This is a genomic window from Flindersiella endophytica (assembly GCF_054779015.1).
Genome location: NZ_BAAGYY010000023.1, coordinates 457,505 through 481,252, shown reverse-complemented (window position 1 = coordinate 481,252; position 23,748 = coordinate 457,505). Strand labels below are relative to the sequence as shown.

The following is a 23,748-nucleotide window of genomic DNA, read 5'->3' as shown; positions in this document are numbered from 1 at the left end:
GTGCCCGCCTACGATGGGAGCCATGTTGTCGACGCAGCGCCGTGTACTGCTTGCCGCGCCCAGAGGCTACTGCGCCGGTGTTGACCGGGCGGTGATCACGGTCGAGAAGGCCCTGAAGCTGTACGGTCCGCCGGTGTATGTGCGTAAGCAGATCGTGCACAACAAGCACGTGGTCGACACGCTGGAGGCGCGTGGGGCCGTGTTCGTAGAGGAACTGTCCGAGGTGCCGTCCGGGGCGACGGTGGTCTTCTCGGCGCACGGTGTGTCGCCTGCCGTACACGCTGAGGCGTCGTCACGTTCGCTCAAGACGATCGACGCGACGTGCCCGTTGGTGACGAAGGTCCACCACGAGGCGAAGCGCTTCGCGAAGGACGACTACGACATCGTGCTGGTGGGGCACGCGGGACACGAAGAGGTCGAGGGGACGTCGGGGGAGGCGCCGGAGCACATCCAGCTGATCGAGCGGCCGGAGGACGTCGACAAGCTGTCGATCCGCGATCCGTCGAAGGTGGTGTGGTTGTCGCAGACCACGCTCTCGGTGGACGAGACGATGCAGACGGTGGACCGCCTGCGCGAGCGGCTGCCGTTGCTGGTCGACCCACCGAGCGACGACATCTGCTATGCCACGCAGAACCGGCAGCTGGCGGTGAAACAGATCGTCCGCGAAGGCGGCGCCGACCTCGTGATCGTGGTGGGATCGGCGAACTCCTCCAACTCCGTGCGCCTGGTGGAGGTGGCGCTGGAGGCCGGCGCGACTGCGGCGTACCGCGTCGACAACGCCTCCGAGGTCGACCCGGCGTGGCTCTCTGCCGCCACGGTGGTGGGTGTGACGAGCGGGGCTTCCGTGCCTGACGCGCTGGTGGAGGGGGTGCTGTCGCTGCTGCGGGAGCACGACTTTCCGGCGGCGGAGGAGATCATGCTGACGGAGGAGAGCCTTACGTTCGCGCTGCCGCCGGAGCTGCGCAAAGACCTTCGAGCGGCGTCGGCACCGGCCACCCCGGAGTCCTGAGGAGCGCGGCATGCGGTGCGCCAGCTGGTTCTGACGCCGCAGTTTGCCGGGTCTGCCTGATGCGCGGCTGGCGCGTGTATGTGCGCCGCCGCTGCCCGCTGAATAGTCGCTTCCGACCAGTCGGCACCGACTGAGCCACCCTCTCGCGCGTGCGCCGATTGCGCTTCGTCGACGGCCGGCGCTGCCGAGCCACCTCCGGCCCGCGCCGACTGCCCAGGCCAAGGCCGGTCAGTGCCGGCTGGCTGGTGGTTCCGCAACATCCAGGCTTCCGGGCTCGGCTGCCCGGCGCCGGCGTTGGAGCGCTGCTCTGATCATCTGGCCGCGCGGTGGGCGCGCTTCGTTCGCTCGCCCGGAGCGTCCGTGAGGCCTCGGGCTACCTGCGCTTGGCCGGGCGAGGGGTCGGTGGGCCGTCGCGGCGGGGAGGGGGCGGGCCGGGGCGTCGGCCGCCTTCGGGGCGGGGGTCACGGGGGTCCCGCGGGTCGGGGGCGCGACCCGGGCCGGGGTGGCGGGGTTGGCCTGGGCGTCCGCCTCCTGGGCCGCCCGGACCGTTGCCCGGTCCGCCGGGGCCACCTGGCCCGCCGGCGCCCGGACCGCCTCCGCCGCCGGGGCCGCCACCTGACGGGCGGTTGCGCGGAGGGCCGGGCCGGCGTTTCGGCGACGGCTCCTGTTCGTAGTCTTCCTCGCCGTCGTCCGGCGGGTCGGTGAGTGCCACCCGCAGCGCGATCGTGCCGCCCGCGATCGCGGTTGCCGCGATCATCGACCACCACTGGCCCGCCAGGCCCGCTACGAGTGCCGTGACCGGAGACGTCTGACCTTGTGCCAAGCCCTGCGGCACCAGCAGCGCCACCAGGATCAGCGTGCCCAACGCCTGCAGCGGCGGCGCCACCGCGGCCGTGAACACGTCCGATCTGCGTACGGTCGCCGCCACGCCACAGGCGATCACGATGAACAGCAAGCCGTACAGCACACCCAGCGTGCTGTTCAGCCGCAGGTCGACAGCCGCGATCCCGACGCTGCCGCAGAATCCGACCACGGCCGAGAACCAGCCCGGCATGCCCCTACGCAAGCCCTGCGGCGCCGGCGCGGCCTGGCCACGCGGGTCGGTACCCGGCCGCGGCGGTCGGCGGGGCGGTGCGTCGGGCTCCTGTCCGAGTTGTACGGGCGGCAGCATCGCGGCGCCCGGAGGACCACCCGGCGCACCAGGCGGACCACCCGGACCGGCGCCCATCGGCGGGCCGCCGGGCCACATCGCGGCACCGCCGCCTGGGCCTGGAGGTCCACCGGGCTCGTCGTCCAGGTCGTCGTCGGCGAACAGGGGCCGGTGTCCGCGCTGCCGATCGCGCCGAGCGGCGTCGGGCTCGGCGACGGCGAACGGATCGTCGTCGGCAGGCCCGCCACCTGGCAGGTCGGCCGGATGCGCGGTCTCGCTGAGCGGGTCGGGTACGTCGCCGAGTAGGTCGGGCAGGTGCGCGTTCGGCTCCTGCCAGCGGCTCTCGGAAGGATCAGGCTGTACGGGCGGCGGCTGCCCGCGGCGACCGGCGTCGTACGGAGGCTCGGGGTACGGCGGCTGCTCGGGCGGCGCTTCGGAGAGCGCGTGCCCGAACTGACCCTGCGGCGGGTAACCGGCCTGCTCGAACGGCGGCGCGTCGTATCCGCCCTGGTCGTAGGGCGGGGCGTCGTACTGCGGCTGCGGCTGTTGCTGCTCGAACCTGGCCTGCTCGTAGCCAGGCTGGTCGTAGCCCTGCTGCCGTTCGAAGGGCGCGGGTTCGTACGGCTGCTGCTCGTACTGCTGGTCGTATCCCGATTCGTACGGCAGTTGCTCGAAGCGTCGCTGCTCGGCCTGCGGAGGGTCGAACCTCGGCGTCTCGAACGGCGCGGGCTCGTAGCCGGGCTGGTCGTAGCCCTGTTGCTCGAGACCCTGCCGCTCGAACGGCCGCTGGTCGAACTGTTGCTGTTCGAACGGAGGCTGGTCGTAACGCGGTTGCTCGAACGGCGGCTGGTCGAACGGCGGCTGGTCGAACTGCTGTGGCTGCTCGAACCGCGGTGGCCCGGCGGGTGGCTCGTCGAACTGCGGCTGCTCGAACTGGCGTTGCTCGAACGGCGGCTGGTCGAACTGCTGCGGCTGCTCGAACGGTGGTTGCTCGAACGGGGGTTGTTCGAAGCGCTGGCCGTACTGAGGCTGCTCGAAGCCCTGCTGTTCGTAGCGCTGCGGAGGCCGCTCGTCGTACTGCTGTGGCTGCTCGAACTGCTGCGCGGCCCACGGCGGTGGCGCCGGCGGCTCGGAGTAGCGCTCTTCGCGGTCCTGGTCGTAGAACGCGCCCGGCGGCGCCGGCGGTGGCGAGACCTGGGGACCTTGCGGCGGCTGCGGCATTCCGGCGGCGCCCGGCGGTTGCGGCGCGGCGAAGACGTCGCCCGGTCCCTCGTCGTACATCGCGCGGCGACGGCCGCCGCGAAGAGGGTCGTCGGCTTGGGTGGGCGGTGGTGGAGCGCCAGGGTTCAGGCCGCTGTCTGATGGTTCGAAGATCTGCGTGGCGGAGCTGTCGTCTTCCGCTTCGTACGACGGTCCGTCGAACGGCGGTGGCTCGTAGCGGGGCTGCTCGAACTGTGGCAGGTCGAGACGCTGCGGCTCGAACGACGGCGGCTCGAAGCGCGGCTGGTCAGGGCCTTGCCCGAACCCGGGTTGCCCGAACTCAGGTGCGTCGAAGTCACGCGATTCTGGACGCGGGGGCTCTGGCGGACCGGACGGCTGTTGGTATCGCTGCGCCCAGTCTGGACCGCCTTGCTGCTCGGGCTGCTGAGACTGCGAGTAGGCAGCACGACGTCCCCGGGCGCGCCGCCCAGGTTCGATCGGAAGCTCGTCGCTGTCGGCTTCCACCGAGTACTCGCCGCGGTGTCCAGACCGGGACGACGAAGCACGACGTCTTCCCGGTGCCTGCTCCGAATTCTGGTCTTCGGACTCACCCGAAGCAGGTGCGTCAGAATCCGGCGCGTCGGCGTGCGGAGGCCACGGCGGTGTTGGGACACTTTCCCATCCGGACTCCTGCACGGAACCCACCGTAGAGCCCAATGCCCCTTCACGTCACGAGACGGTCTCAATCTCTTCGGCCGGATCACCCCGTGTCACCCGGCTGTTGCGGTGTTTGCGGAGCAGTTGGAGGGCGCGAATCGGCTTCTTCGAGGCGGGTTTCGCAGCTCGAGAGGTACGTGATGGAGCGGCCTGCGATGGTGTCGTATCGCATCGTCGCAGGCCGCAACGGGCGTGTCGCGTGTCCGACACCGGCCGATGCGCTGGGGTGCTTGTCGCAGGCCGAACGTTCACACGCCGTTGGTACGGCGTTGGGCCCTACTGGGTGGAGCGCTGTGCGTTTGGGCGCACGGATTTACCGAGCTTTTGCTCTTTGGTGCGGACAACGCGCAGGTCACGGGCCGTTGCGCGGTTGACAGCAACCTCGTTGGCGATGCGATCGACTGGCGCACCATTTGATGCCGAACGTGCAGGTCGTACGGGAGGCGTTCAAGCAGTTGAACAAGCCAACCGCGCTCGCCGTCGTGCTGGCCATGCGGCCAGCAGCAGGCGTGGCAGTGGATGCGATGCGGTCATAGTGCGCGGTCGCGTGAGCTGATGGCGGCGCATCCACGGAGCTGGCGGCCAACCGGATGATGCGCTGCTGGTGCACCGGGCAGGGGTCGCACGGGCGTCGAGAAATCGCGAGTGAGAGATCCGCGGAACCGGACGATGGCGGTGGTGGGCCAAGGGCGGCGGTCTGCGGACACACGCGATGAGCGGACACACGCGATGAACTGTGGCAGCGGTCGGCAGCAGGTGGGAGGCGTGATGCATCCGCACACGCTGCTCGGCGGAGCGAGCGATTACCGATCCCGGCAATGGGCGGTGGCAGCGTTGGCCGGGCGCGGGCTTCGATGGCGCCGGCGGTGAATGGACGCGAGGTCGTGTGTCTTCCGGCACACACTTGCTCAGCAGAGCGCGCCGTTTCCGACTCCGATGATGGTGGTGGAGGCGGTGGCCGTGGCTGCGGCTGGTAGGTGGCAAGGTGCACCTGCACGTGCACCCGCACACGCGGAGCGGATGATGGCCGACTCGGGCGCAAGCGCGACGCGCGGCGCACTCATGCGCCATTGCTCGGCGGCGGGCCCGGTCTAGTGGCAGCGCGCCGGCACCCGCCGGGCGCGGCTTATGGGTCGTCGAGGACTAGTTCGGGGGCGGACAGGGGGCGGGGGGACTGGTCGACTGGGGCGGGGCCCGGCAGGGCTTCGTCGGTGAGGTGGAGGTCGTGGAGGCGGCGCGCCGATACCAGTACGCGGGATTCCAACGAGCCGACCGCTTCGTTGTAGGCGCCCACCGCTGAGGTCAGGGAGCGGCCGAGTTTGTCGAGGTGGCGGCCCAGGCGGCCCAGGCGCTGGTAGAGCTCCCGCCCCAGCTCGAAGACCTCGCGGGCGTTGCTGGTGAGCGCCTGTTCGGTCCAGGCGTACGCCACAGTGCGGAGCAGCGCGATCAGCGTTGTCGGTGTGGCGAGGATCACCCTGCGGCCGGCGGCGTAGTCGAGCAGCGTCGGGTCGGCTTCCAGGGCGTGGGACAGGAACGACTCGCCCGGCATGAAGAGGACGACGAACTCGGGCGTGGTCGGCAGCAGGCGCCAGTAGGCCTTGCCGGCCAGGACGTCGACGTGCTGGCGGACGTGGCGCGCGTGGATCGCCAGCAACTCGTCGCGGGTGGAGTCGTCGATTGCTTCGGCGGCGTCGAGGAAGGCCTCGAACGGCACCTTGGCGTCGACCACGACGTGTTTGCCGCCTGCCAGGTGGACGACGAGGTCCGGGCGTTGCACGCCGTCTTCGTCGAACGCCGAGGTCACAGCGGTGTGCTGGAAGCTCACGTCGCAGTGGTCGACCAGCCCCGCCAGCTCCACTGCGCGCGCGAGGTGCAGCTCGCCCCAGCGGCCGCGGACCTGCGGTTTGCGCAACGCCGCCGCCAGCGAGCCGGTCTGCTGGCGTAACGCCTCGCCTGTGCTGCGCACGCTCTCCACCTGCTGGCGCAGCGTCGACTCCAGCGCGATCCGGGAGTTTTCCAGCTCGCGCAGGCGCCCGTCGAAACGGTCGAGGCTCTCGCGTACGGGCGCCACGACGGCCTCGGCGGAGCGGAACCGAGCGTCGAGCTGGTCGGTGAGCACCTGGCGGTCGATCGCGCGCGAGCGCATCCACAGCACGCCGAGCGCGCCCCCGATGGCCAGACCGAGGACGAAGACGAAGAACGTGGTGGCGTTCATGACGGAAACCATGTCAGAGGGCACCGACAGTGCTTCGATTTCAGGCTGGAGGCGGCTCCCAAGTAGGCTTGCCCGCTGTGGCACTGCAGATCGGGATCGTCGGGCTCCCCAACGCCGGCAAGTCGACTCTCTTCAACGCGCTGACGCAGAACAACGTGCTCGCCGCGAACTATCCGTTCGCGACGCTCGAGCCGAACGTCGGCGTGGTCGGCGTACCCGATCCGCGGCTCGAGGTGCTCGGTCAGATCTTCAGCTCGGCGAAGACGGTGCCCGCGACGGTGCAGTTCGTCGACATCGCCGGTCTCGTACGCGGGGCCAGTCAGGGTGAAGGACTCGGCAACCAGTTCCTCGCCCACATCCGCGAGGCCGACGCGATCTGCCAGGTCACACGCGCGTTCGCCGACCCGAACGTCGTACACGTCGATGGCAAGGTCTCGCCGCGCGACGACATCGAGACCATCACGACCGAGCTCATCCTGGCCGACCTGCAGACGGTCGAGAAGGCGCTGCCCCGGCTGGAGAAGGAAGCGCGGGTCAAGAAGGACCGCGCGCCGATGGTTGCCGCGGTACGGGAAGCGCAGGCGACCCTCGAGTCCGGCGTGACACTGTTCGCGGCCGGCACCGACCTGGAGCCGTTGCGCGAGCTGAGCCTGCTGACGGGCAAGCCGTTCCTCTACGTCTTCAACTGCGACGAGGACGAGCTGGTCGACGACGCGCTGAAGGCCGAGCTCGCGGCGCTGGTCGCTCCGGCGCAGGCCATCTTCCTGGACGCGAAGATCGAGTCGGAGCTGGTCGAGCTGCCGGCGGACGAGGCGCTGGAGCTGCTGCAGTCGACGGGCCAGGAGGAGTCCGGGCTCGACATGCTGGCGCGGGTGGGGTTCGACACGCTGGGCCTGCAGACGTTCCTCACCGCGGGTCCGAAGGAGTCGCGCGCCTGGACGATCCGCAAGGGCGCGACGGCCCCCGAAGCCGCGGGCGCGATTCACACCGATTTCCAGCGCGGCTTCATCAAGGCCGAGATCGTGTCGTACGACGACCTGGTGGACGCCGGCTCGATGAACGAGGCGCGCAGCCGCGGCAAGGTCCGGCTGGAGGGCAAGGACTACATCATGGCCGACGGCGACGTCGTGGAGTTCAAGTTCAACGTCTGACCCTCTAGTGGGAAGTAACAGGGATGACGGTCACTCTGGTGCGAGCAGACTCTGCGTGCCCTGATACCCGTGAGGGATTCAGCGACATGCCTCGCCGTTGCGGTGAGCGCTGATGGTAGGTACACCACGACTCGATGTTGCGGGAGAGTGGACGGGACACTGGTGGCTTCCGGATGAGCCCGATCGAGCCGTCCCCGGCGTTCTCCGGTATGACCCTGACGAAGGCTTGTGGCTGTCGTTGATCGGCGGGTTCGAAGATCGCGTGCTTCGTCAGCTGGATGGTGGTGGCGTTGCGGTAACGGACGGCACGAGAACCTGGTCGGTGATCTGGGGTATCGCAGAAAACAAGGAGATCACGCTCTTCGCCTGCTTCCCCATCAGCAGCATCTCCTACGGTTTCGGATCCGGCGGCCCTCACAAGCAGACCATTTCTGCGCTGACAGCTCTCGTAGGCGTGCATCTCGAAGGCGCCGAGGATGAGGTCTTTACCTCGAGCCTCGTGTCCGTGGAGAACATGAACCGGTGGTCTGGCTCGTCGGTCTTCTCCGGAACAATCGGCCGGGAGAATCAGCGCATAGACGGCCGGGGCACAATCTCCGTCGAGCCCGTGAACGAGCCGTCAGCCGTGGTGGATGGCATGACCATCACTCTTTGTCACGAACACACGCTGCCGCATTTCGAGGAGGGGCGCGGCCAGACCATCGGTCGGATGAAGGACACCGTGTTCGTCCAATTGCAGCCCGAGAGCGCGGTGTCGCTGAGCGCAGCCAGAGACCTCGCCAAGGTTGTACAGGACCTCGTTTCTCTGGCGACGCATCGAGCTTCCGCGATCTTGTGGCTGCGGCTTCGCATGCCTCCGGAAGAACAGGACCAGCCGGAGGGCTACCCAACGCGAGATCGCGAAGTTGCCGTCTACTTCCAGGGCATCGTCGGAGGCGACGCCGACGCCAAGGCTGTCGATCATCATGCCGGGCTTTTCACCTGTCACCACATTCCATTCGAGGAAATCGTGCCGCGTTGGTGGCGGGTTCGCGAGAGACTCCTCGCAGCCTCCAACATGGTGCTTGGACTCCGTTATGCCCCGGCGCGCTACATCGAGGGGAACTTGTTGACGGCGGTCGGTGCGGCTGAGGTCATGCATCGTGCGCTCGATATAGACGAGACCCGCATGCCGAGGGCGGACTTCGAAGCGTTGAGGGCGGTGCTGCTGGGAAACACACCCGAGAAGCATCGTTCATGGTGAAGGGTGTGATCCGCAATGATCCGACCCTTCGCGAGCGCCTACGCGCTCTCGCGGCGCTGCCGGATGCGGAAGCGATGGAGAAGCTGGTTCCTGACGTGGAACAGTGGGCCAAAGCCGCCACCCACGCACGTAACGGTCTTGCCCATACCGGCCAGACCCCGCGTCAGTCCGTAGACGTGTTGTTCGCCGTAGTGAAGGTCACTACAGCAGTGGTGGTCATGAACCTTCTACAAGCACTGGGTCTGCCCGGTGAGAGGCAGCGGGAACTGGTTAACGACCACCCAGAATTCCGCCAAACGGCGAAGCGGGCCAGGGACAACCTGACTTCGGCGCCAGGAGATGGACATAGCTCATGAAGAGGCCGGGTCGTGTCCGGCGGGCGACCCGAGGTCGTTGACTACTCGCCGGCCCTGCTCTCTCGTCTCTTTCGTGACGTTGGTCCTCGACAGCAGGTGGCGAGTGATGCCACATCACCCGAGGTGTGTGCTTCAGATCAGCGGGTGGCGTCGGTGATGCGGGTGGCCAATCCGCGGGAGAAGTCGATGAACTCCGGCGGTCCTTCGATGACGTACGGCACGCCGACGAGGGCGATCGTGATGGCGAGCCAGTCCCAGGTGTCGATCGCGCTGATGAAGCGGCACGATGTCTCGTCGAGCGGTTCCAGCGCGCCGGCTTGGGCCAGCAGGCGGTCGGCCACCACGTCGTAAGGCGCCTCGAAGCGCACCACGGCCTGCTGCTCGGTCGGCAAGCCCGTCGCAGCTCGGACGAAGCTCACCGCGCTGTCGTCGGGTAAGGGGCGGGGGTGGAAGGTCGTCCCTGGCACGGTCAGCAAGCTGATCCGGTCGAGCCGGAACGTACGCCAGTCGGCGCGGTCGCGGTCCCAGGCGAGTAGGTACCAGCGGCGGCCGAGCAAGACCAGGCGGTATGGCTCGACGCGGCGGTCGGAGGTTGCGCCCGATCGGTTCTGGTACGCGAAACCCACGTCCTGGCAGCCCTGGATCGCCGTTGCCAAGCTCTGGAACAAGGCGAGGTCGACCGACCGTACCGAGCGTGACACCGCCTCGGTCGACGCCGAGACCGCCTGCATCCGGCTGCGCAGACGCGCCGGCAGCACCTGCTCGAGCTTGCGCAACGCACTCGCCGCGGCCTCCGAGGCGCCGTCGACCTGGGCCAAAGCCGCGAACCGCAGGCCGACGACCGTGGCGACGGCTTCGTCGTCGGTGAGGAGCAGCGGCGGCATCGCCCGTCCGGCGACGAGGCGGTAGCTGCCGCGCGGGCCTCGGGTGGACTCGACCGGGTAGCCGAGCTCGCGCAGCCGCTCGAGGTCGCGCCGGAGGGTGCGGGGTGAGCAGCCGAGCCGGGACGCGAGGTCCGCGCCCGCCCAGTCTCGCCCTGTCTGCAGCAGGCTGAGCAGCTCCAGCATGCGGCTGCTCGGATCGGTCGTCACGCTGCCGAATCTTCTCCGGAGTTGTGGTCAGAATCTGGCCACAACTCACCATAGCGTTGAGGTCGCACGCAAACGGAGACTGGAGGTACGCGTGGAGTTCCGCGAGATGGATGACAACGAGATCGCCGAGTTCCTGCGGCAGCCCCTCGTGGCTGTGCTGGCCGTGGACGAGCCGGGCTGGCCGCCGCACGTGACGCCGGTGTGGTTCAACCACCTACGTTCCGAGAACCGGTTCCAGGTAGCGACCAACACCTCCACGAAGAAGGTACGGCTCCACCGGCAGGGAAGCGGCGAGTTGTCCTTTTGCGTCCAGACGGTCGACAGCACGCAGGCGAAGTACGTCAGCGTGCAGGGTGTGGCCAGCCTCGGCCCGCTCCCCTCCGAGGTGCTGGAGACGTTGGTCGAGAAGTACCTGCCCGAAGAGTTCCGCGCGGACTACCTCGCGAACCCGCCCGAAGACTCGTTGTTCGAGATCACGCCCCGGCGGATCATGACGGGAGTGATCGGCTGACGGTCGGCACGTGCACGTGGAGCCCACCACAAACGCATGGCGGGCTCCACGTACGCGTGCCGATCGAGAAGCTCAGAAGACCGAGACGCCGTACCTGCTCAGTGCTTCGGTGACCGGCTGGAAGAACGTCGTTCCGCCGGTACGGCAGTTGCCGCTGCCGCCGGAGGTCAGGCCGATGGCCTTGGTGCCGTCGTACAGCGAGCCACCGCTGTCGCCGGGTTCGGCGCAGACGTTGGTCTGGATCATCTGGCGTACGGTGCCGCCGTCGGAGTAGTGGACGGTGACGTTGAGCGCCTGAACCGTGCCCGAATGGACACCGGTGGTGCTTCCCCGCCGCGTCACGGACTCGCCGACGAAAGCGTTGGCCGCGCTGGCGATGTCCTGGCTTCCGACGGTGCCGGACACCGTGATCGACGAGTTGGTGTAGCGCACGAGGGCGTAGTCGTTGCTGGGGAAGCTGGAGTTCTGCGTGCTGCCGAGCACCGTCGACTGCGAGGAGTTGGCGTACCACGTGCTCGCGACGTTGCCGCAGTGACCTGCGGTAAGGAAGTAGTACGTCGACCCGCTGCGGACGTTGAAGCCGAGCGAGCAGCGGTAGCCGCCGCCATAGATCGCGTCGCCACCGGAGATCAGCGAACGGAACGTGCCGGCCACGCGCACCAGCTTGGCCGTTCCGCCCGAGTCGCGAACGGCTGAGCGCAGGCGGGTGAACTCAGTGGCGCTCACCGTGCTGTCCGCCTGCACGATCACGCGGTTGTTCACCGGGTCGACGCCCCAGGATGTGCCGGGGGTGCCCGTGTCGAGAGAGTCGCGTACGGATGAGAGCCGTTCCAGCCCGCTCGCGGTCGGAGTGGCCCCAGGAGAAGCGGCTACGGGGGATACGAGGCCACCGAAGAGAAGCGACATCGCACCGGCGAGGACGGCCGGGAAGACGGCACGCCGAATGGACTTCATGATTCCCTCCCGGAAAAGGCCCGGACCGAGACGCAGGAGGCCCGGATGGGGTTTCTGCCTCGCAGAGTGACAGCGGAACGGATCGACGTCAACACCAACCGTGGTCCAAAACCGGCATGCGGCCGGCGCTGGTTCTCACCTACATTGATCCGCGTGGCCGACCTGGACGACGTGACGCGGCGGCTGGCGGCCGCCGTTCCCGAGCTCCTGACCGAACACGGCGTTCCGGGAGCGGCGATCGGCGTCACCGACGCGTCAGGCCTCCGGTGGTCGCAGACGTTCGGCACAGCCGGCCGCGGCCGCCCGGTGACGGCACGCACGATGTTCAGCCTGCAGTCGGTCTCCAAGCTCTACACCGCGACCACCGTGATGCTGGCGGTGCAGGACGGTCTGATCGACCTCGACGTGCCGATCCCCACGTACGTACCCGGCTTCACCGTCAACAGCGTCTGGGAGTCCCACCCGGAACGCGAGATAACGCTGCGCCACCTGGCTGCGGTTCCCGGTCGGGCATCACTACGAGTACTCCAACCTGGGCGTCGATCTGGCCGCGTACGCCGTGCAGCTCGTCACGGGCGTGCCGTTCCACGCCTTCGCTCGCCGGCGGCTCCTCGAGCCGCTCGGGCTCGACCGGACGACGTTCGACCAGCGCGCGATCTCGGCGGAACGGGATCGCGCGATCGGCCATGACAGCCAGGTGAAACGGGTCCCGGTATGGATCCCGATGGTGGCGGCCGGCGGGCTGTACGCGAGCGTCGAGGACGCCTGCCGGTTCGTCCGGTTCCACCTGGCCGGCGGCGAGGGCCTGCTCGCACCGGAACACCTGGCCACGATGTACTCCGTACCGTTTCCAGAGCCCGAGCAGGACCTGGGATACGGGCTCGGCACCGCGTACCTGCGATGGGACGGACGGGTGATCCGCGGCCACGGCGGTGGCGGGTTCGGCTTCTCGTGCAACGTCGTCTGGTCGCCGTCGGATGGGATCGGCATGGTGATCCTGACCAACGGCGACGCGTTCCAGCCGTCGAGCCAGGTGCCGCAACGGTTCTTCCACGACCTGCTGGGTGTGGCCTCCGAGCAGGCTGCCGCCGGCGAGGGTGCGACGCCGGACTTCGGCGGAAGCTTCGTGGGGGAGAGGCGGCAGTACGCCCGCCGGCAGCGACCCGCGGGCCCGGTTCCGGGTCGACGGCGACTATCTGGTCCGCAACGACGGCTTCACGTTCTATCGCAACCAGGTCGCGGAGTTCTCCGCCGACCTCCTGCCCGACGGCGTCTGGAACCGCGACTACGTCACGACCATCGCGGGTACGAAGGTCGGGCAGCTGCGGCTGCTCCGGGACGGCGACCGCGCGGCGATCGAACTCGTCGACCTGGGGCTACGACTGGCGCTGACCCGGCACGACGACCAGCTCTACTTCTGCTCGATGGGCGAGGCGCTGGACCTGTCGCGCACGCCGATCACGTACGCGAACGTTCCGCTGAGGAGCGACCGGGAGCGGGAACGATGAGCAGCGCCGCAGGCGACGACAGCGGGTGGCCGCGGCCGGGCGACGTGATGAGCTCGATCGCCGGGTCGATGCTGGACCGGGTGACGCCCGACCTGCGCGGCGTCGCGTACCTGCTCGACGGAGGCGAGCTGCGGGTCCGGTTCCTCTACGCCGGCAGGCCGGACGAGTGGACGCTCGAAGAGGTCTCGTTCGCGGAGACCGAGTGCATCGCCGACTTCTGGCCGGCGTTGCAGGTGGAGTACGTCGCCGAGCACCTGCCGGCCGACCGGCCCAGAAAGCTCGGCGCCGGAGAGCACTGGGTCTACCTGCGCAAGGAGTCGTCCGCGGGCGACTCGTACCGCGACACTCAGCTCGTCGAGTTGTACGACGTCGACAATCCGGGCGGCGAGGACCACGCCTACTACCGCGCGCTGGCCGACGAGCTCGGCGCCAGGACGATCGTCGACCTCGGGTGCGGGACGGGGTTGCTCACGAGGTCACTGGTCCAGGCGGGGCGTGCGGTGTACGGCGTCGACCCGAGCTGGGCGATGCTCCAGTACGCGCGCCGGCAGCCGGGCGCCGAGCAGGTGACCTGGATCGACGGCGACGCCCGCGCGATTGCGCCGGGGCTGGAGGCGGACCTCGCCATCTGCACGAGCAACGCGATCATGCACCTCGAGCTGGAGCAGTTGCGGCCCGCGTTCAGCCGGCTCGCCGCCACACTTCGCGGGGGCGGCACGCTCAGCTTCGAGACGCGTAATCCCGCCTATCGTGAGTGGGAACGGTGGAATCGCGAAGCGACGTACGGCGAGCGCGACACACCATTCGGGCACCTGAAGGAGTGGCTCGAGGTCACCGAGGTCGACGAGCGCGAGCGCGGCCGGGTGGTGTTCGACGCGCACAACGTCTTCGCCGACGGTGAGGAACGGGTCTACACCAGCACGCTGTTCTTCCGGGAAGCGGACGTGTTCCGGCACGAGCTCGAGCTCGCGGGTTTCGCCGATATCGACGTACGCGGCGACTGGCACGGCTCACCGGTCGGTGACAGTTCACGGCTCCTGATCTTCAGGACACGACACCAGGACCAAGCAATTCGCTGAGGGGTGGGGAATTGCGTAATGGTAACCCGTCAGACCGCACCGCCGCCTTTGTTGCGGCCGCGGAAGTGGCGGGTGGCCAGCCAGCCGGCGATCAGGGCGACCAGTGCGCCGGCGCCAGCGACGCCTACCCGAGGGTCCTTGGCGGCCCTGCGGGCGACTCGCTGCGCCTTCTGCACCCGCTCGTGCCGAGCCAGCTCCCGTCCCTTCGACTTCAGCTGGTCGAGTGGACTCGGCTCCTCTTCGGCGTAGTCGCGGTCGCGGTGGCCGAGGTAGCCGATCGCCACGGGGTGGGGTGGGTGGTCGCGGAGGCCGCCGCGGAAGACGCGGACCCGGACCTTGGCCGCGATGCGTTCGGCGGCCTCGCCCGGGTCTTCGGCGAAGCGGACGAGGATCCGTTCGCCGCCGGTCACGCGTCCGGGATTGTCGATCACCCAGCTCTCGAGCAGCGCACGCGCGACCGAGCGCGGATCGCGGCTGAAGGTGTCGTCAGCCAGCACATCCTGCGTCCAGCGGTCGCCTGACGCGCTGGTGGAGATCTCGTACGTGTAGCGCTCTCTCACGGCTGGGGCTCCCCTCCTGTTCAAAAGGCAAGGATTCAAGCCTAGAGCCAACCGCCCCCATGCCGCACGGCCCGCCACAGACCGCCACAGACCGCCACGGCACGGCGGCACAGCCCAGGCGGCTCAGCGCAAAGGGAATGCAAAGAAAAAGGTCCGGACATGCAAGAGCGCCGCAACGCTGCGGCGCTCGGTGAGTATCAGGGCCCGAACGAGGGTGAGCCCTCACCGGTTTCGTTCAGGCAGCGGATCCGGCGAGCTGAAGATCCTCCGCGGACGTGTGTCGCTGCCTTGGCAGTCGCAGGCGACGTCGCAGTCGGCCTGCCTGCCGGTTACTGGGAAAATCGCTCTCGGCGTGTCCGAGGTAAGCAACCGCCACTGGTCGCCGGTCGCGGCCGTCGAGGCCGCCTCGGTATACCTGGACGCGCACTTTGGCGACGATCTTTTCGGGATGTGCGAGGTTGCCATAGACGAGAATGCGCTCGCCGCCGGTCAACTTGTCGTGGTTTCCGATGATCCAGCGCTCGAGCAGTGCCCTGGCGATGGATTTCGGGTCGCGGGTGAATGTCTCGTCTTCGATGTGGGACAGCCGCCACAGGCCGTCGCGTTCGATGGTCGAGATTTCGTACGTATAGAGCTCCCTCATGATCCTGTACCTTCCCGTTGAGCGGTGTCGACCGCGGCTTGCGTCATCGGGAGCCGGGTACCGGGTCAGTTCCGCCCAGCTCGCGGGATGTGATCCTCGCCACGAGCTAGGCCTACCAGAATGAACCTTGGTTTCCGGGAAGTCAACAGGTCTGACGAAGAGATTTTTGCGTGTAATACCGGCCCGAATCCAGAATCTTCCGGCTGGCCTGTCAATATCCAGAAAAAACCTACGGTCGCGAGTAACCGACGGGTTTGTCGACAATCGACCACAGCTGCGCGAGCGAAATATCGGTTTTCGGCTCGAATGCCTCAGAGTGGACATAACGCAGCATCGCGTCGAGCAAATGCGCGGCCTCCGGCTGGCTGTGGAAGTGCTCCAGCACCTTCAACGTCGTCATCAGCACACGTCCGCGCCCGACGCGCGCCTCCAGCAGGTACGACAGCCGCTTGCCGCGGTTCCAGTTGTCGACGCCGCCGACGATCGGCCGCAGTGCCGGCAGTGCGTCCAGCCCGACGGCGGTCGCGCCGTCGACGAGGTGGTACCACTGCCAGTCCGACGTCCCGTCGTGCGGGAACCTCGACAGCAGCGGGTGGTCGTCGACGACCAGGCCCATCGTCTGGTTCGGCTGCTCCGGGAACCACAGGAACGACCAGAACAGCGGCTCGAAGCTCGACTGAACGCTGTCGGCCAGTGCCTCGTCCTCCGCGAGCCAGAGCAGCGTCGCGCCGTTCAACACAGCGTCGACGTAGCGCACGTGCAGCCGGTCGCTGATCAGCACCTGCTGCGACGGATCGGTCTCGGTCGAGCCGCGCAGGAAGCTGTACTCGTCGGCCACCATCCCGGAGTAGTAGTCCGACAGCCACTGCACGCTCGGCCGGACGCGAACCGGCCGCGGGACGTCCTGCCAGCGCTGGTCGTCGAACACCCAGAAGTCCCAGGAGTTGTGCGCTACGCCGTCCAGTTCGACATGCAACGTGACCTTGCCCGGCTGTGAAAGCCGCACGGACAGCGCCGCCACCGGCCACGGATGCCCAACGGACACGTGCGAAACGTCCGCGGAACCGGACGCCAACTCGGCGCCGGCAGCGTCGGTCAGCCGCCAGTCGACAGCACCGGAAACCGGAACGTACGTCGACACCGCCAGCTCCGCCTCGAGATACGCGCCGGCCGCGAACGTCCGCCGCTGCGCCGAACACAGCAGGACCGTCGAGGCGTTGAACCGCCGGAACTCCTCCGCCGAGACGTTGCCCTTCTCGTCCCAGAACACGTCGAGCACGCCGTTCAGCGCCGTGCCCTGCCCGGGAAAGTCGGTGAAGTTGAGCATCTGTACGCCCGACAGCCCAGGCGTACGCCGCAGCCGCTCGAACAGCTCCTTCAGGCAACGCGCCTGCAACGCACCCGATGCCTCCACGAACCGGTCGGCGTCCTCCAGCAGGCCCTTGCTCTCCAGGCCTTCCTTCGCCTGCAGCAACCACGACGGCTCCAGTACACCGGTGAACTTGTCGATCTCGGAGAACCGCGCGTACATGTCCATCTGCGTGTGCTCGTGCGCGATCACCGGCGTCTTGCCGCCCGCGATCTTGTCCTGCCAGGTCGCCGTCGTGTCCGGCGTCGAGCCCCGGAACGTGTGCAGCACAAAGGCATCCGTCTCCCGCTCGGACTCCTCGGGTACGTATCCAAAGCCGCTCTGATCGACGTACAGCCGGGTCGGATCGGTCTCGCGGCCGTGCCGCACGAGCTCGTTCAGGTAAGGGCTGTAGCGATGCCCGGATCCGCCCGGAGGAGCCTGCAACAGCTCGTTGCCCATTGCGACGATGACGAGCGACGGGTGCCGCTGCAGATCCGCGAGTACGCGGTCGAGCTCGGCCCGCAGGAAGTCGCCGGCGCCGGCGAGGTAGAGCTCGCTGTTGGCGTTCGACCAGTTCGGAAGCTCTGTCTGTACGAGCATTCCGGCCTCGTCGGCGGCGTCGAAGAACTCGCGCGGCGGAGTCCACGAGTGCAGCCGGACGTGGTTGAAGCCGAATTCCTTCGCGATCGAGAACTGCCGCTCGTAGACCGCTCTGTCCGACGGCGGATAGCCCGTCAAGGGGAAGATGCAGCAGTCGACGTATCCACGCAGGAACATCGGTTCGCCGTTCAACGTCAGCGACCGCCCGCGCGCGGCGAACGTCCGCAGGCCGAAGCGGTCGTGCACGGAGTCGACGAGCTCGCCGGTGTCGGCGTGCAACTCGGCCACCACGTCGTGCAGGAACGGGTCGCGGTCGGACCAGCGGCGCGCGTCGGTGCCGAGCGCGAGGTCGAACGTCAGCTCCTGCTGACCGTTCGCGGCCGACGTCGCCTCGGCGACGACCGTGGAGCCGGCCTGCACGCGTACGGTCACCAGGCCCGGCAGGACCTCGCCGGCCAACCGGACTGCGAGACGGACCTGGCCGGTTCCGGCATCGGGGGAGACCTCGGCCTGCTCGATCCAGGTCTCTGGTGTCGCGACCAGCCGGGCCGATCCGGTGATGCCGCCCCACCGGGTCGCGGTGTGCCGCGAGTGGATGTGGCCCTCGTAGTTGAGGACGCCCTCCGGCGCGTTGTCGACGCAGACCGCGATCCGGTTGCTCTCGCCCGGCCGGATCGCGGGCGTCACGTCGTAGCGGTGGGGCGCCGACAACGAGTCCTCCGACCCGATCCGGACACCGTTGACCCAGACCGAGGACTGCCAGCCCACGCGGTCGAGCTGCAGCCAGATCCGCTTGCCCGCCCAGGTCGCGGGCACCTCGGCGACGCGGGAGTACCACGCCTTGCCGTCGTAGGCGCAGCGCTTGGTCCAGCCGCCGATGAACTCCGGCGCGCGTTCGCCGAATCCCTGTTCCTCCCAGGAACCAGGCACGTTGATCGGCCGCGGGAGGGCACGGTCGTACCAGCGCTCGCGGGCACCGGCGTCGTGGGGGTCGAGCTCGAACGTCCACTGGCCGTCGAGGTCGAGGGTCTCGCGAAGCTTGGAGGGAAGCAGTCCGGCAGCCACCTGGTCACCCTGTTTCAGACACGTTTCACTGTCAGGTCTTGAGCATGAATAAATAACACATTATCCTGCTCTGGCCGATCGGATGGAGGTGACGTCGATGACCGGGCCGCGGTTGTCTCGCAGGCGTTTCCTGGGGGCTGCCACAGGTGCGGCCGCCGGGATGGCGGGACTGGGAGCGCTCTCCGGATGCGCACAGGGCAAGGGTGAGCTGGGTGACGGCACCGGTGAGATCACCGTGTGGACCTGGCCCGACAACGACAAGACCTTCCTGGAGACGATCCCGTCGTTCCAGAAGAAGTTCCCTGACATCAAGGTCAAGGTGCAGGGCTTCAGCGGTACGTACAACAGCAAGATCCTCGGCGCGCTGGTGTCCGGAACCGGACCCGACGTCGCGATGATCGAGATCAGTTCGGTCTCGAACTTCAAGTCCAAGCCGGGCTTCGTCGACCTGTCGAAGCCGCCGTTCAAGGCAGGGCAGTACTCCGACCGCTACGCCACGTTCTCCTGGAGCTACGTCTCCGACACCGAGACCGGCCGGGTGTTCCAGCTGCCGAAGAACACCGGACCGGGCGGGATGTTCTACCGCCGCGACGTGTTCGCCGACGCGGGCCTGCCCACCGACCCGGGCGAAGTGCACGAGGCGATGAAGAACTGGGACGACTTCATAACGACCGGCAAGAAGCTTGTGCAGAAGGGGAAACGCTGGCTGGTCGACAAGCCCGAGAGCGTGGTCGGCGCGATCCGCGCGCAGTACGGCATCTCGTACTTCGACGAGCAGGGCAACAGCACGTTCGACTCCGACGAGATGGTCGCGGCGCTGGAGTACGTGCCGCGGTTGCGGAAGGAAGGCGTGCTGGCGCCGGAGATGACCGACCAGGAACGCGGCGCCGCCATCAACGCCGGAACGATCGCGACGTTCTTCTCCGGCAACTGGTTCGGCGGCTGGCTCAAGGGCACGTACGCCACGTCGACGCAGGGCAAGTGGGGCGTGACGTTCGCGCCCGAGACCGATGGTGTCAGCGCGTTCAACTCCGGCGGTGACTTCATCGGCGTGCTGCAGAGCAGCAAGAACCAGCTGGCGGCGTATGAGTTCTGCCGCTGGGTGACGCAGGACCCGGACAGCCTCAGCCTGATGTACCAGCGCGACCTCTATCCCGCCTGGACGCCGGTGCTGGAGGACACGTGGATGAACAAGCCGGATCCGTTCTACGACGGGCAGAACCCGAACGACATCTTCCGTGAGGTGTCGGCGACCATGAAGACGCCGATCACCAACCCCAACGACGGCATCGCCATCACGGCTCTGACCACTGCCGTCACCGATGTGCAAAACGGCTTCCGGTCGCCGAAGGACGCGTTGCGGCGGGCCAAGGCCACGGTCGAATCGAAGCTGGGGTGAGCCTGGTGGCAACTGTGACGGCAACGGAAACTCAGGCGGGCAAGGGCGGCGGCAAGGTCGCCCAGGCCGCGCCGCTCGGCAAGCGCATCAAGGAACACCGCAACTTCTACCTCATGGTTTCGCCGTTCTTCGTCGTGTTCGCGGTCTTCGGGCTGTTCCCGATCGCGGCGGCGTTGTGGCTCGGCTTCACCAACTGGGACGGGCTCAACACACCCTCGTGGGTCGGGCTCGACAACTACGCGCAGATCCTGAGCGATCCGGTGTTCGGCAAGACGGTGTGGAACACCGTCTTCATCTGGATCGGCTCGACGGTGCTGACGGTGGGCGCCGCGTTCGTGCTCGCGTATCTCATCAACGAGTACGTCATCCGCGCGCGCAACCTGCTGCGCATGATCTTCCTGCTGCCGCTGCTGGCGGCGCCGGCCGTGATCGCGATCATCATGGGCGTGCTGTTCTCGACCCAGGCCGGACTCGTCAACTCGTTCCTGACGTTCGTCACGGGTGACACAGTGGCGTACGAATGGCTCGCCTCGACGGGCTGGATCAAGCCGATCATCATCCTGATGATCGCGTGGCGGTTCCTCGGCTTCCACATGATCCTCTTCGTCGCGGGCCTGCAGACGATCCCGCGCGAGCTGTACGACGCGGCGAAGGTCGACGGCGCCTCGCGGCTGCGGGTGTTCCTGCACGTGACGTTCCCGATGATGCTTCCGGTCATCTTCTTCAGCGCCACATCGTCGACGGTCGGCTCGTTCCAGCTCTTCGACGAGCCGTACGTGCTGACGGGCGGCACCGGGGGCACCGACCAGGCGGCCGAGGTGCTCGGCACGCTGCTGTATCGCACGGCGTTCACGGAGTTCCGGCTCGGCGCGGCGTCGGCGTTGTCGTGGGTGATCTTCGCGTTGATCGCTCTGTTCACCATTCTCAACAGCCGGCTGCTGCGGGCACGTGCGGAATAAGGGGCATTCATGAGTGACATCGCACAGACTTCCGGCGACAGGGTCGCGCGCTGGGTCGTCACAGGGCTGATCTGGCTGCTCGTGCTCGCGTTCGTGTTCCCGTTCTACTGGATGGTCGTGCTCGGGACGCACAGCAACGAGGAGATCTACAAGTTCCCGCCGCCGCTGCTGCCCGGCGACGCCTTGCAGGCCAACTGGGAGCAGCTGACGTCGGTCGTCCCGATCCTGCGGTCGATGGTCAACTCGCTGCTGATCGCGGTCTCGCACACGGTGCTGGTGCTCGTGTTGTGCTCGCTCGTGGGCTTCGCGTTCGCGCGGTTCCGGCAGGCGCCAGGGTCGCGGTGGATGTGGCGGGTGGTGCTGGCGACCATCTTCATTCCGGGCGTGGTCGGACTGATCCCTTGGTACATCCTGATCGCACGGCTGGGCTGGATCGACACGTACTGGCCGTTGATCATCCCGGGCGCGGTGAACGGGTTCGCGGTGTTCTGGATGCGGCAGTTCATCGTTCAGACCGTGCCGGTCGACCTGTACGACGCGGCGCGGATGGACGGCGCGTCCGACTGGCGGACGTGGGCGAGCATCGTGCTGCCGCTGATCCGGCCGGGGCTTGGGGCGCTCGGCATCTTCACGTTCATGGGGACGTGGACGAGCTTCCAGATCCCGCTGATCGTGCTGAACACGCGGGAGAAGTTCACGTATCCGCTGGCGCTGGCCGACCTCAACACGCTGTATCACTCCGACACTGCCGCGGTGATGCTGGGCAGCACGATCAGCGTGCTGCCGATCTTCATCGCGTTCGTGCTGGGCGCGAAGCAGTTCATGTCCGGCCTCACCGCAGGCGCGATCCGGGGTTGACGGTTTGTGGCCGGCCTCGCCTGGCGAGGCCTACTCGCCGGTGAGGGTCGGCGGCCCACAGGTCGTCGTTCCATTCGGCGTGGCGCTCGTTTCCCCGCATGGGTCTCGGCCTCAGCGACCGCGAGGGCGGCTCCGGACGTCCCTGGTCGTCTGTCGATGTCATCCGCGGCAGCCTATGGCCGCGGGACGGAGGTCTGGAAGCGGAGGAGGTAGCCGTCGGGGTCGGTGACGAGGAACTGGCGGACCTCGACCTTCCGGTCGCCGACGGTGTAGTGCTTCGTCTCCGGCTCCATGAACAGGGGGTGACCGGCTGCCCGGAGGGAGCTCAGGATCGGGTCGAGGTCGTCCACCGCGATCTGGAAGTTGATCCCGCGGCCGTACGGACGGTCGAGCCCGGCGGTGATCCAGTTGCGGCCGACGCCGGCCTGTTCGAGCATCACGTGGGCGCTGCCGCGGGTGAGGTACGCGAAGCCCTCGTTCTCGCGCTGGTAGGCGATCTCGAAGCCGCAGAGGCCGCACCAGAACTCGAGGCTCGCCTTCGTGTTCGTGACGAGGAGCTCGGGGACGAGGGTGGGTTCCTGGGGCGGAGTCACTCGTTCATCGTCTCAGCCTGGGCGACGAGTTTCGGAGGGCGTGAGGCTCTCGAACGCGCCGGCAAGCGTGGTCGCAAACGCGTCGGGCTGGGACCAGTAGCCGATGTGGTCGCCGGGAAAGTCGAGTACGGCCCTGCCCCAGCGAGCGGCGAGAACGACGTTCGGCCGATAGGGGAAGTGGTCGCGCGAACCGGCACCGCCGGCCAGGACCACCTGGTTCCGCAGGGCGTCGAGCGCTGCGAGGTCGGGCTGGTGCCCCGTCGCCTCGCGTAGCTCGTGCTGGAAGAAGAAGTCGACGTTGCCCGCGGCGCGGCGGCCCAGCTCGGGGTCGAGGTGAGCCGGCCTGCCCGCGTTGGCGGTGCCGATGCCAGCCATGAACCGCTGCATGGCCTCGCCCGCAGCGCCGCGGCGATAGGTGTCGTAGACCTCTGCGAAGAACGTCCGCCAGGCCGCGGCGTCGGGCAGGATCTCGGCCAGCGGCGGCTCGTGTGCGACGAGCCCCCGGAGCAGATCAGGCTGCCGGGTCAGCAGGTCCAAGCCGATGATCGCTCCCGCGCTGCTCCCGAAGACCAGGGCCGGCCCGTCGGTGACGGTGGCGAGTAACCGCCGAGCGTCGTCGGCGTGGATCTCGCTCCAGGCGCTGCCGAACGGCTCCGTGAGAGGGCTTCTCGAGAACCCGCGCCGGTCGTACGTGACGACGGTGTAGCGGTCGGCGAGCGCGGTGGCGAGCCCGTCGAAGAAGCCGGCGTCGCCGTTGCTGCCGGGGATCAGCAGCAGAGCGGGCCCGGAACCGCGGACCTCGTAGTAGAGGTCTGCGCCGGGCACACTGAGGCGCGTCGTCGTCATCGTGTCTCTCCGTTCGTCGGCGAGGAGGGCGAGGAGGGCGAGGACGCAGCGGGCGCGGCCAGCAGGCGCAGCACGATCCGGGCGTCCGGGAACTGCTCGGCAGGGATCCTGGCGAGCCCGTCGAGGCAGGCGGACAGCGCGCTGACCAGCTGATCCGGGTCGTCCATGGCCAGCTCGCCCGCGGCCTGGGCTTCCACGATCAACCGCCGCAGGCGCCGCTGGAAACGGTGCTTGCGGCTCTCCACGAGCTCGATCAGGTCGTTCGGCGGTCGTTCGGCCGCGAGGAGGTGGCCGAGCAGCTGGTGGAGCTCAGGGTTGCGGCGGCGGCCCTCGACGAGCGCCGAGACGAGCTGGGCCACGCGTTGGCCCGGTGATCCGGACAGGCGTTGGGACAGTGCGTCCTGCTCGGACAGCAGTGCTTCCGAAAGGAGCGTGTGGAACAGCTCGTCCTTGCTCGCGAAGTAGCGATAGGCCAGCCCCTGGCTGATCCCCGCAGCCTCAGCGACGTCGGCCATGGTCGTGGCCAGGCCCTTGCGGGCGAGTGCCGAGCGGGCGGCGCGGAGGACGTCGGCGCGCCGGCCCTCGCGGATGCGCTGGTTGGTCGCCTGGCTACGGGGCATGGCTCCTGCTTCTGTATAGAATGAATGAACGCCTCATTCATTCTATACCCGGGCAGGCGGGCGCGATGAG

20 protein-coding genes and 1 pseudogene are annotated in these 23,748 nt (G+C 68.0%); 11 read left to right on the top strand and 10 right to left on the bottom strand.

Annotation, left to right across the window (positions count from 1 at the left end; all coding sequences use genetic code 11):
- Positions 1-13 precede the first annotated feature (13 nt).
- A complete protein-coding gene (locus ACYVF6_RS26555) occupies positions 14-1,009 on the top strand; it encodes a 4-hydroxy-3-methylbut-2-enyl diphosphate reductase (RefSeq protein WP_460525259.1) in 996 nt (331 codons plus the stop codon).
- A 373-nt stretch (positions 1,010-1,382) separates the two neighbouring features.
- Here the strand turns inward: ACYVF6_RS26555 and ACYVF6_RS26550 are convergent, their stop codons facing one another.
- Complete coding sequence (locus ACYVF6_RS26550; protein ID WP_460525258.1) at positions 1,383-3,884, bottom strand: DUF6542 domain-containing protein; 2,502 nt, start codon at positions 3,882-3,884, stop codon at positions 1,383-1,385.
- Positions 3,885-5,202: 1,318 nt separating this feature from the next.
- On the bottom strand, positions 5,203-6,291 hold the full coding sequence (locus ACYVF6_RS26545; RefSeq protein ID WP_460525257.1) for a DNA recombination protein RmuC: 1,089 nt from the start codon (positions 6,289-6,291) through the stop codon (positions 5,203-5,205).
- 77 nt (positions 6,292-6,368) lie between these two features.
- Here ACYVF6_RS26545 and ychF point away from each other — a divergent pair, with 77 nt between their 5' ends.
- The 3 genes from ychF (at position 6,369) to ACYVF6_RS26530 (ending at position 9,041) form a co-directional block, all read left to right on the top strand.
- On the top strand, positions 6,369-7,442 hold the full coding sequence (gene ychF / locus ACYVF6_RS26540; RefSeq protein ID WP_460525256.1) for a redox-regulated ATPase YchF: 1,074 nt from the start codon (positions 6,369-6,371) through the stop codon (positions 7,440-7,442).
- A 112-nt stretch (positions 7,443-7,554) separates the two neighbouring features.
- Positions 7,555-8,685, top strand: a complete 1,131-nt coding sequence (locus ACYVF6_RS26535) for an ApeA N-terminal domain 1-containing protein (protein ID WP_460525255.1) — start codon at positions 7,555-7,557, stop codon at positions 8,683-8,685.
- Positions 8,679-9,041: a HEPN domain-containing protein gene (locus ACYVF6_RS26530; RefSeq protein ID WP_460525253.1), complete on the top strand. Its 363-nt coding sequence runs from the start codon at positions 8,679-8,681 to the stop codon at positions 9,039-9,041. The genes ACYVF6_RS26535 and ACYVF6_RS26530 overlap by 7 nt, the downstream gene beginning before the upstream one ends.
- Positions 9,042-9,178: 137 nt before the next feature.
- On the opposite strand, the gene ACYVF6_RS26525 is transcribed toward ACYVF6_RS26530, so the two are convergent.
- Positions 9,179-10,132: a helix-turn-helix transcriptional regulator gene (locus ACYVF6_RS26525; RefSeq protein WP_460525252.1), complete on the bottom strand. Its 954-nt coding sequence runs from the start codon at positions 10,130-10,132 to the stop codon at positions 9,179-9,181.
- Positions 10,133-10,223: 91 nt separating this feature from the next.
- On the opposite strand from ACYVF6_RS26525, the gene ACYVF6_RS26520 reads away from it, so the two are divergent.
- Entirely contained in the window at positions 10,224-10,643 is a 420-nt protein-coding gene (locus tag ACYVF6_RS26520) for a pyridoxamine 5'-phosphate oxidase family protein (RefSeq protein WP_460525251.1), read from the top strand.
- A 72-nt stretch (positions 10,644-10,715) separates the two neighbouring features.
- Here the strand turns inward: ACYVF6_RS26520 and ACYVF6_RS26515 are convergent, their stop codons facing one another.
- Positions 10,716-11,597, bottom strand: coding sequence for a S1 family peptidase (locus ACYVF6_RS26515; protein ID WP_460525250.1), 882 nt, complete (start codon positions 11,595-11,597; stop codon positions 10,716-10,718).
- 45 nt (positions 11,598-11,642) lie between these two features.
- On the opposite strand from ACYVF6_RS26515, the pseudogene ACYVF6_RS26510 reads away from it, so the two are divergent.
- The 3 genes and pseudogenes from ACYVF6_RS26510 to ACYVF6_RS26500 all read left to right on the top strand — a co-directional run.
- A pseudogene (locus ACYVF6_RS26510) lies at positions 11,643-12,555 on the top strand (serine hydrolase domain-containing protein); the annotation flags it as partial.
- 139 nt (positions 12,556-12,694) lie between these two features.
- Positions 12,695-13,105: a hypothetical protein gene (locus ACYVF6_RS26505; RefSeq protein WP_460525560.1), complete on the top strand. Its 411-nt coding sequence runs from the start codon at positions 12,695-12,697 to the stop codon at positions 13,103-13,105.
- Positions 13,102-14,184, top strand: coding sequence for a class I SAM-dependent methyltransferase (locus ACYVF6_RS26500; protein ID WP_460525555.1), 1,083 nt, complete (start codon positions 13,102-13,104; stop codon positions 14,182-14,184). Before ACYVF6_RS26505 ends, ACYVF6_RS26500 begins: the two co-directional genes overlap by 4 nt.
- Positions 14,185-14,213: 29 nt before the next feature.
- On the opposite strand, the gene ACYVF6_RS26495 is transcribed toward ACYVF6_RS26500, so the two are convergent.
- From ACYVF6_RS26495 to ACYVF6_RS26485, 3 genes are all read right to left on the bottom strand, one after another.
- Complete coding sequence (locus tag ACYVF6_RS26495; RefSeq protein WP_460525249.1) at positions 14,214-14,744, bottom strand: hypothetical protein; 531 nt, start codon at positions 14,742-14,744, stop codon at positions 14,214-14,216.
- Between the two features lie 235 nt (positions 14,745-14,979).
- Positions 14,980-15,387 carry a hypothetical protein gene (locus ACYVF6_RS26490; RefSeq protein WP_460525248.1) on the bottom strand — a complete coding sequence of 136 codons (408 nt, stop codon included), beginning with the start codon at positions 15,385-15,387 and terminating at the stop codon, positions 14,980-14,982.
- A 229-nt stretch (positions 15,388-15,616) separates the two neighbouring features.
- A complete protein-coding gene (locus ACYVF6_RS26485; protein ID WP_460525247.1) occupies positions 15,617-18,403 on the bottom strand; it encodes a glycoside hydrolase family 2 protein in 2,787 nt (928 codons plus the stop codon).
- 160 nt (positions 18,404-18,563) lie between these two features.
- Here ACYVF6_RS26485 and ACYVF6_RS26480 point away from each other — a divergent pair, with 160 nt between their 5' ends.
- Genes ACYVF6_RS26480 through ACYVF6_RS26470 form a run of 3 tightly spaced genes read left to right on the top strand, consistent with a single transcriptional unit; the run spans position 18,564 to position 21,619 of the window.
- Positions 18,564-19,802, top strand: a complete 1,239-nt coding sequence (locus tag ACYVF6_RS26480; protein ID WP_460525246.1) for an ABC transporter substrate-binding protein — start codon at positions 18,564-18,566, stop codon at positions 19,800-19,802.
- Between the two features lie 5 nt (positions 19,803-19,807).
- Positions 19,808-20,761, top strand: coding sequence for a carbohydrate ABC transporter permease (locus ACYVF6_RS26475; RefSeq protein ID WP_460525245.1), 954 nt, complete (start codon positions 19,808-19,810; stop codon positions 20,759-20,761).
- Between the two features lie 9 nt (positions 20,762-20,770).
- Positions 20,771-21,619, top strand: coding sequence for a carbohydrate ABC transporter permease (locus ACYVF6_RS26470; protein ID WP_460525243.1), 849 nt, complete (start codon positions 20,771-20,773; stop codon positions 21,617-21,619).
- A 173-nt stretch (positions 21,620-21,792) separates the two neighbouring features.
- Here ACYVF6_RS26470 and ACYVF6_RS26465 read toward each other — a convergent pair whose 3' ends face one another.
- Genes ACYVF6_RS26465 through ACYVF6_RS26455 form a run of 3 tightly spaced genes read right to left on the bottom strand, consistent with a single transcriptional unit; the run spans position 21,793 to position 23,678 of the window.
- Entirely contained in the window at positions 21,793-22,212 is a 420-nt protein-coding gene (locus tag ACYVF6_RS26465) for a bleomycin resistance protein (RefSeq protein WP_460525242.1), read from the bottom strand.
- Positions 22,213-22,224: 12 nt separating this feature from the next.
- Entirely contained in the window at positions 22,225-23,058 is an 834-nt protein-coding gene (locus tag ACYVF6_RS26460; protein ID WP_460525241.1) for an alpha/beta fold hydrolase, read from the bottom strand.
- Positions 23,055-23,678 (bottom strand): TetR/AcrR family transcriptional regulator, encoded by a 624-nt coding sequence (locus ACYVF6_RS26455; RefSeq protein WP_460525240.1) that lies wholly within the window; start codon positions 23,676-23,678, stop codon positions 23,055-23,057. The genes ACYVF6_RS26460 and ACYVF6_RS26455 overlap by 4 nt, the downstream gene beginning before the upstream one ends.
- Positions 23,679-23,748 lie beyond the last annotated feature (70 nt).

Excerpts from the sequence above, each read along its gene's own strand:
- ACYVF6_RS26500 (WP_460525555.1), top strand. The coding sequence starts at position 13,102 with ATGAGCAGCGCCGCAGGCGACGACAGCGGGTGGCCGCGGCCGGGCGAC.
- ACYVF6_RS26535 (WP_460525255.1), top strand. The coding sequence starts at position 7,555 with ATGGTAGGTACACCACGACTCGATGTTGCGGGAGAGTGGACGGGACAC.
- ACYVF6_RS26530 (WP_460525253.1), top strand. The coding sequence starts at position 8,679 with ATGGTGAAGGGTGTGATCCGCAATGATCCGACCCTTCGCGAGCGCCTA.
- ACYVF6_RS26545 (WP_460525257.1), bottom strand. The coding sequence starts at position 6,291 with ATGAACGCCACCACGTTCTTCGTCTTCGTCCTCGGTCTGGCCATCGGG.
- ACYVF6_RS26480 (WP_460525246.1), top strand. The coding sequence starts at position 18,564 with ATGGCGGGACTGGGAGCGCTCTCCGGATGCGCACAGGGCAAGGGTGAG.
- ACYVF6_RS26470 (WP_460525243.1), top strand. The coding sequence starts at position 20,771 with ATGAGTGACATCGCACAGACTTCCGGCGACAGGGTCGCGCGCTGGGTC.
- ACYVF6_RS26515 (WP_460525250.1), bottom strand. The coding sequence starts at position 11,597 with ATGAAGTCCATTCGGCGTGCCGTCTTCCCGGCCGTCCTCGCCGGTGCG.
- ACYVF6_RS26490 (WP_460525248.1), bottom strand. The coding sequence starts at position 15,387 with ATGAGGGAGCTCTATACGTACGAAATCTCGACCATCGAACGCGACGGC.
- ACYVF6_RS26460 (WP_460525241.1), bottom strand. The coding sequence starts at position 23,058 with ATGACGACGACGCGCCTCAGTGTGCCCGGCGCAGACCTCTACTACGAG.
- ACYVF6_RS26455 (WP_460525240.1), bottom strand. The coding sequence starts at position 23,678 with ATGCCCCGTAGCCAGGCGACCAACCAGCGCATCCGCGAGGGCCGGCGC.
- ACYVF6_RS26555 (WP_460525259.1), top strand. The coding sequence starts at position 14 with ATGGGAGCCATGTTGTCGACGCAGCGCCGTGTACTGCTTGCCGCGCCC.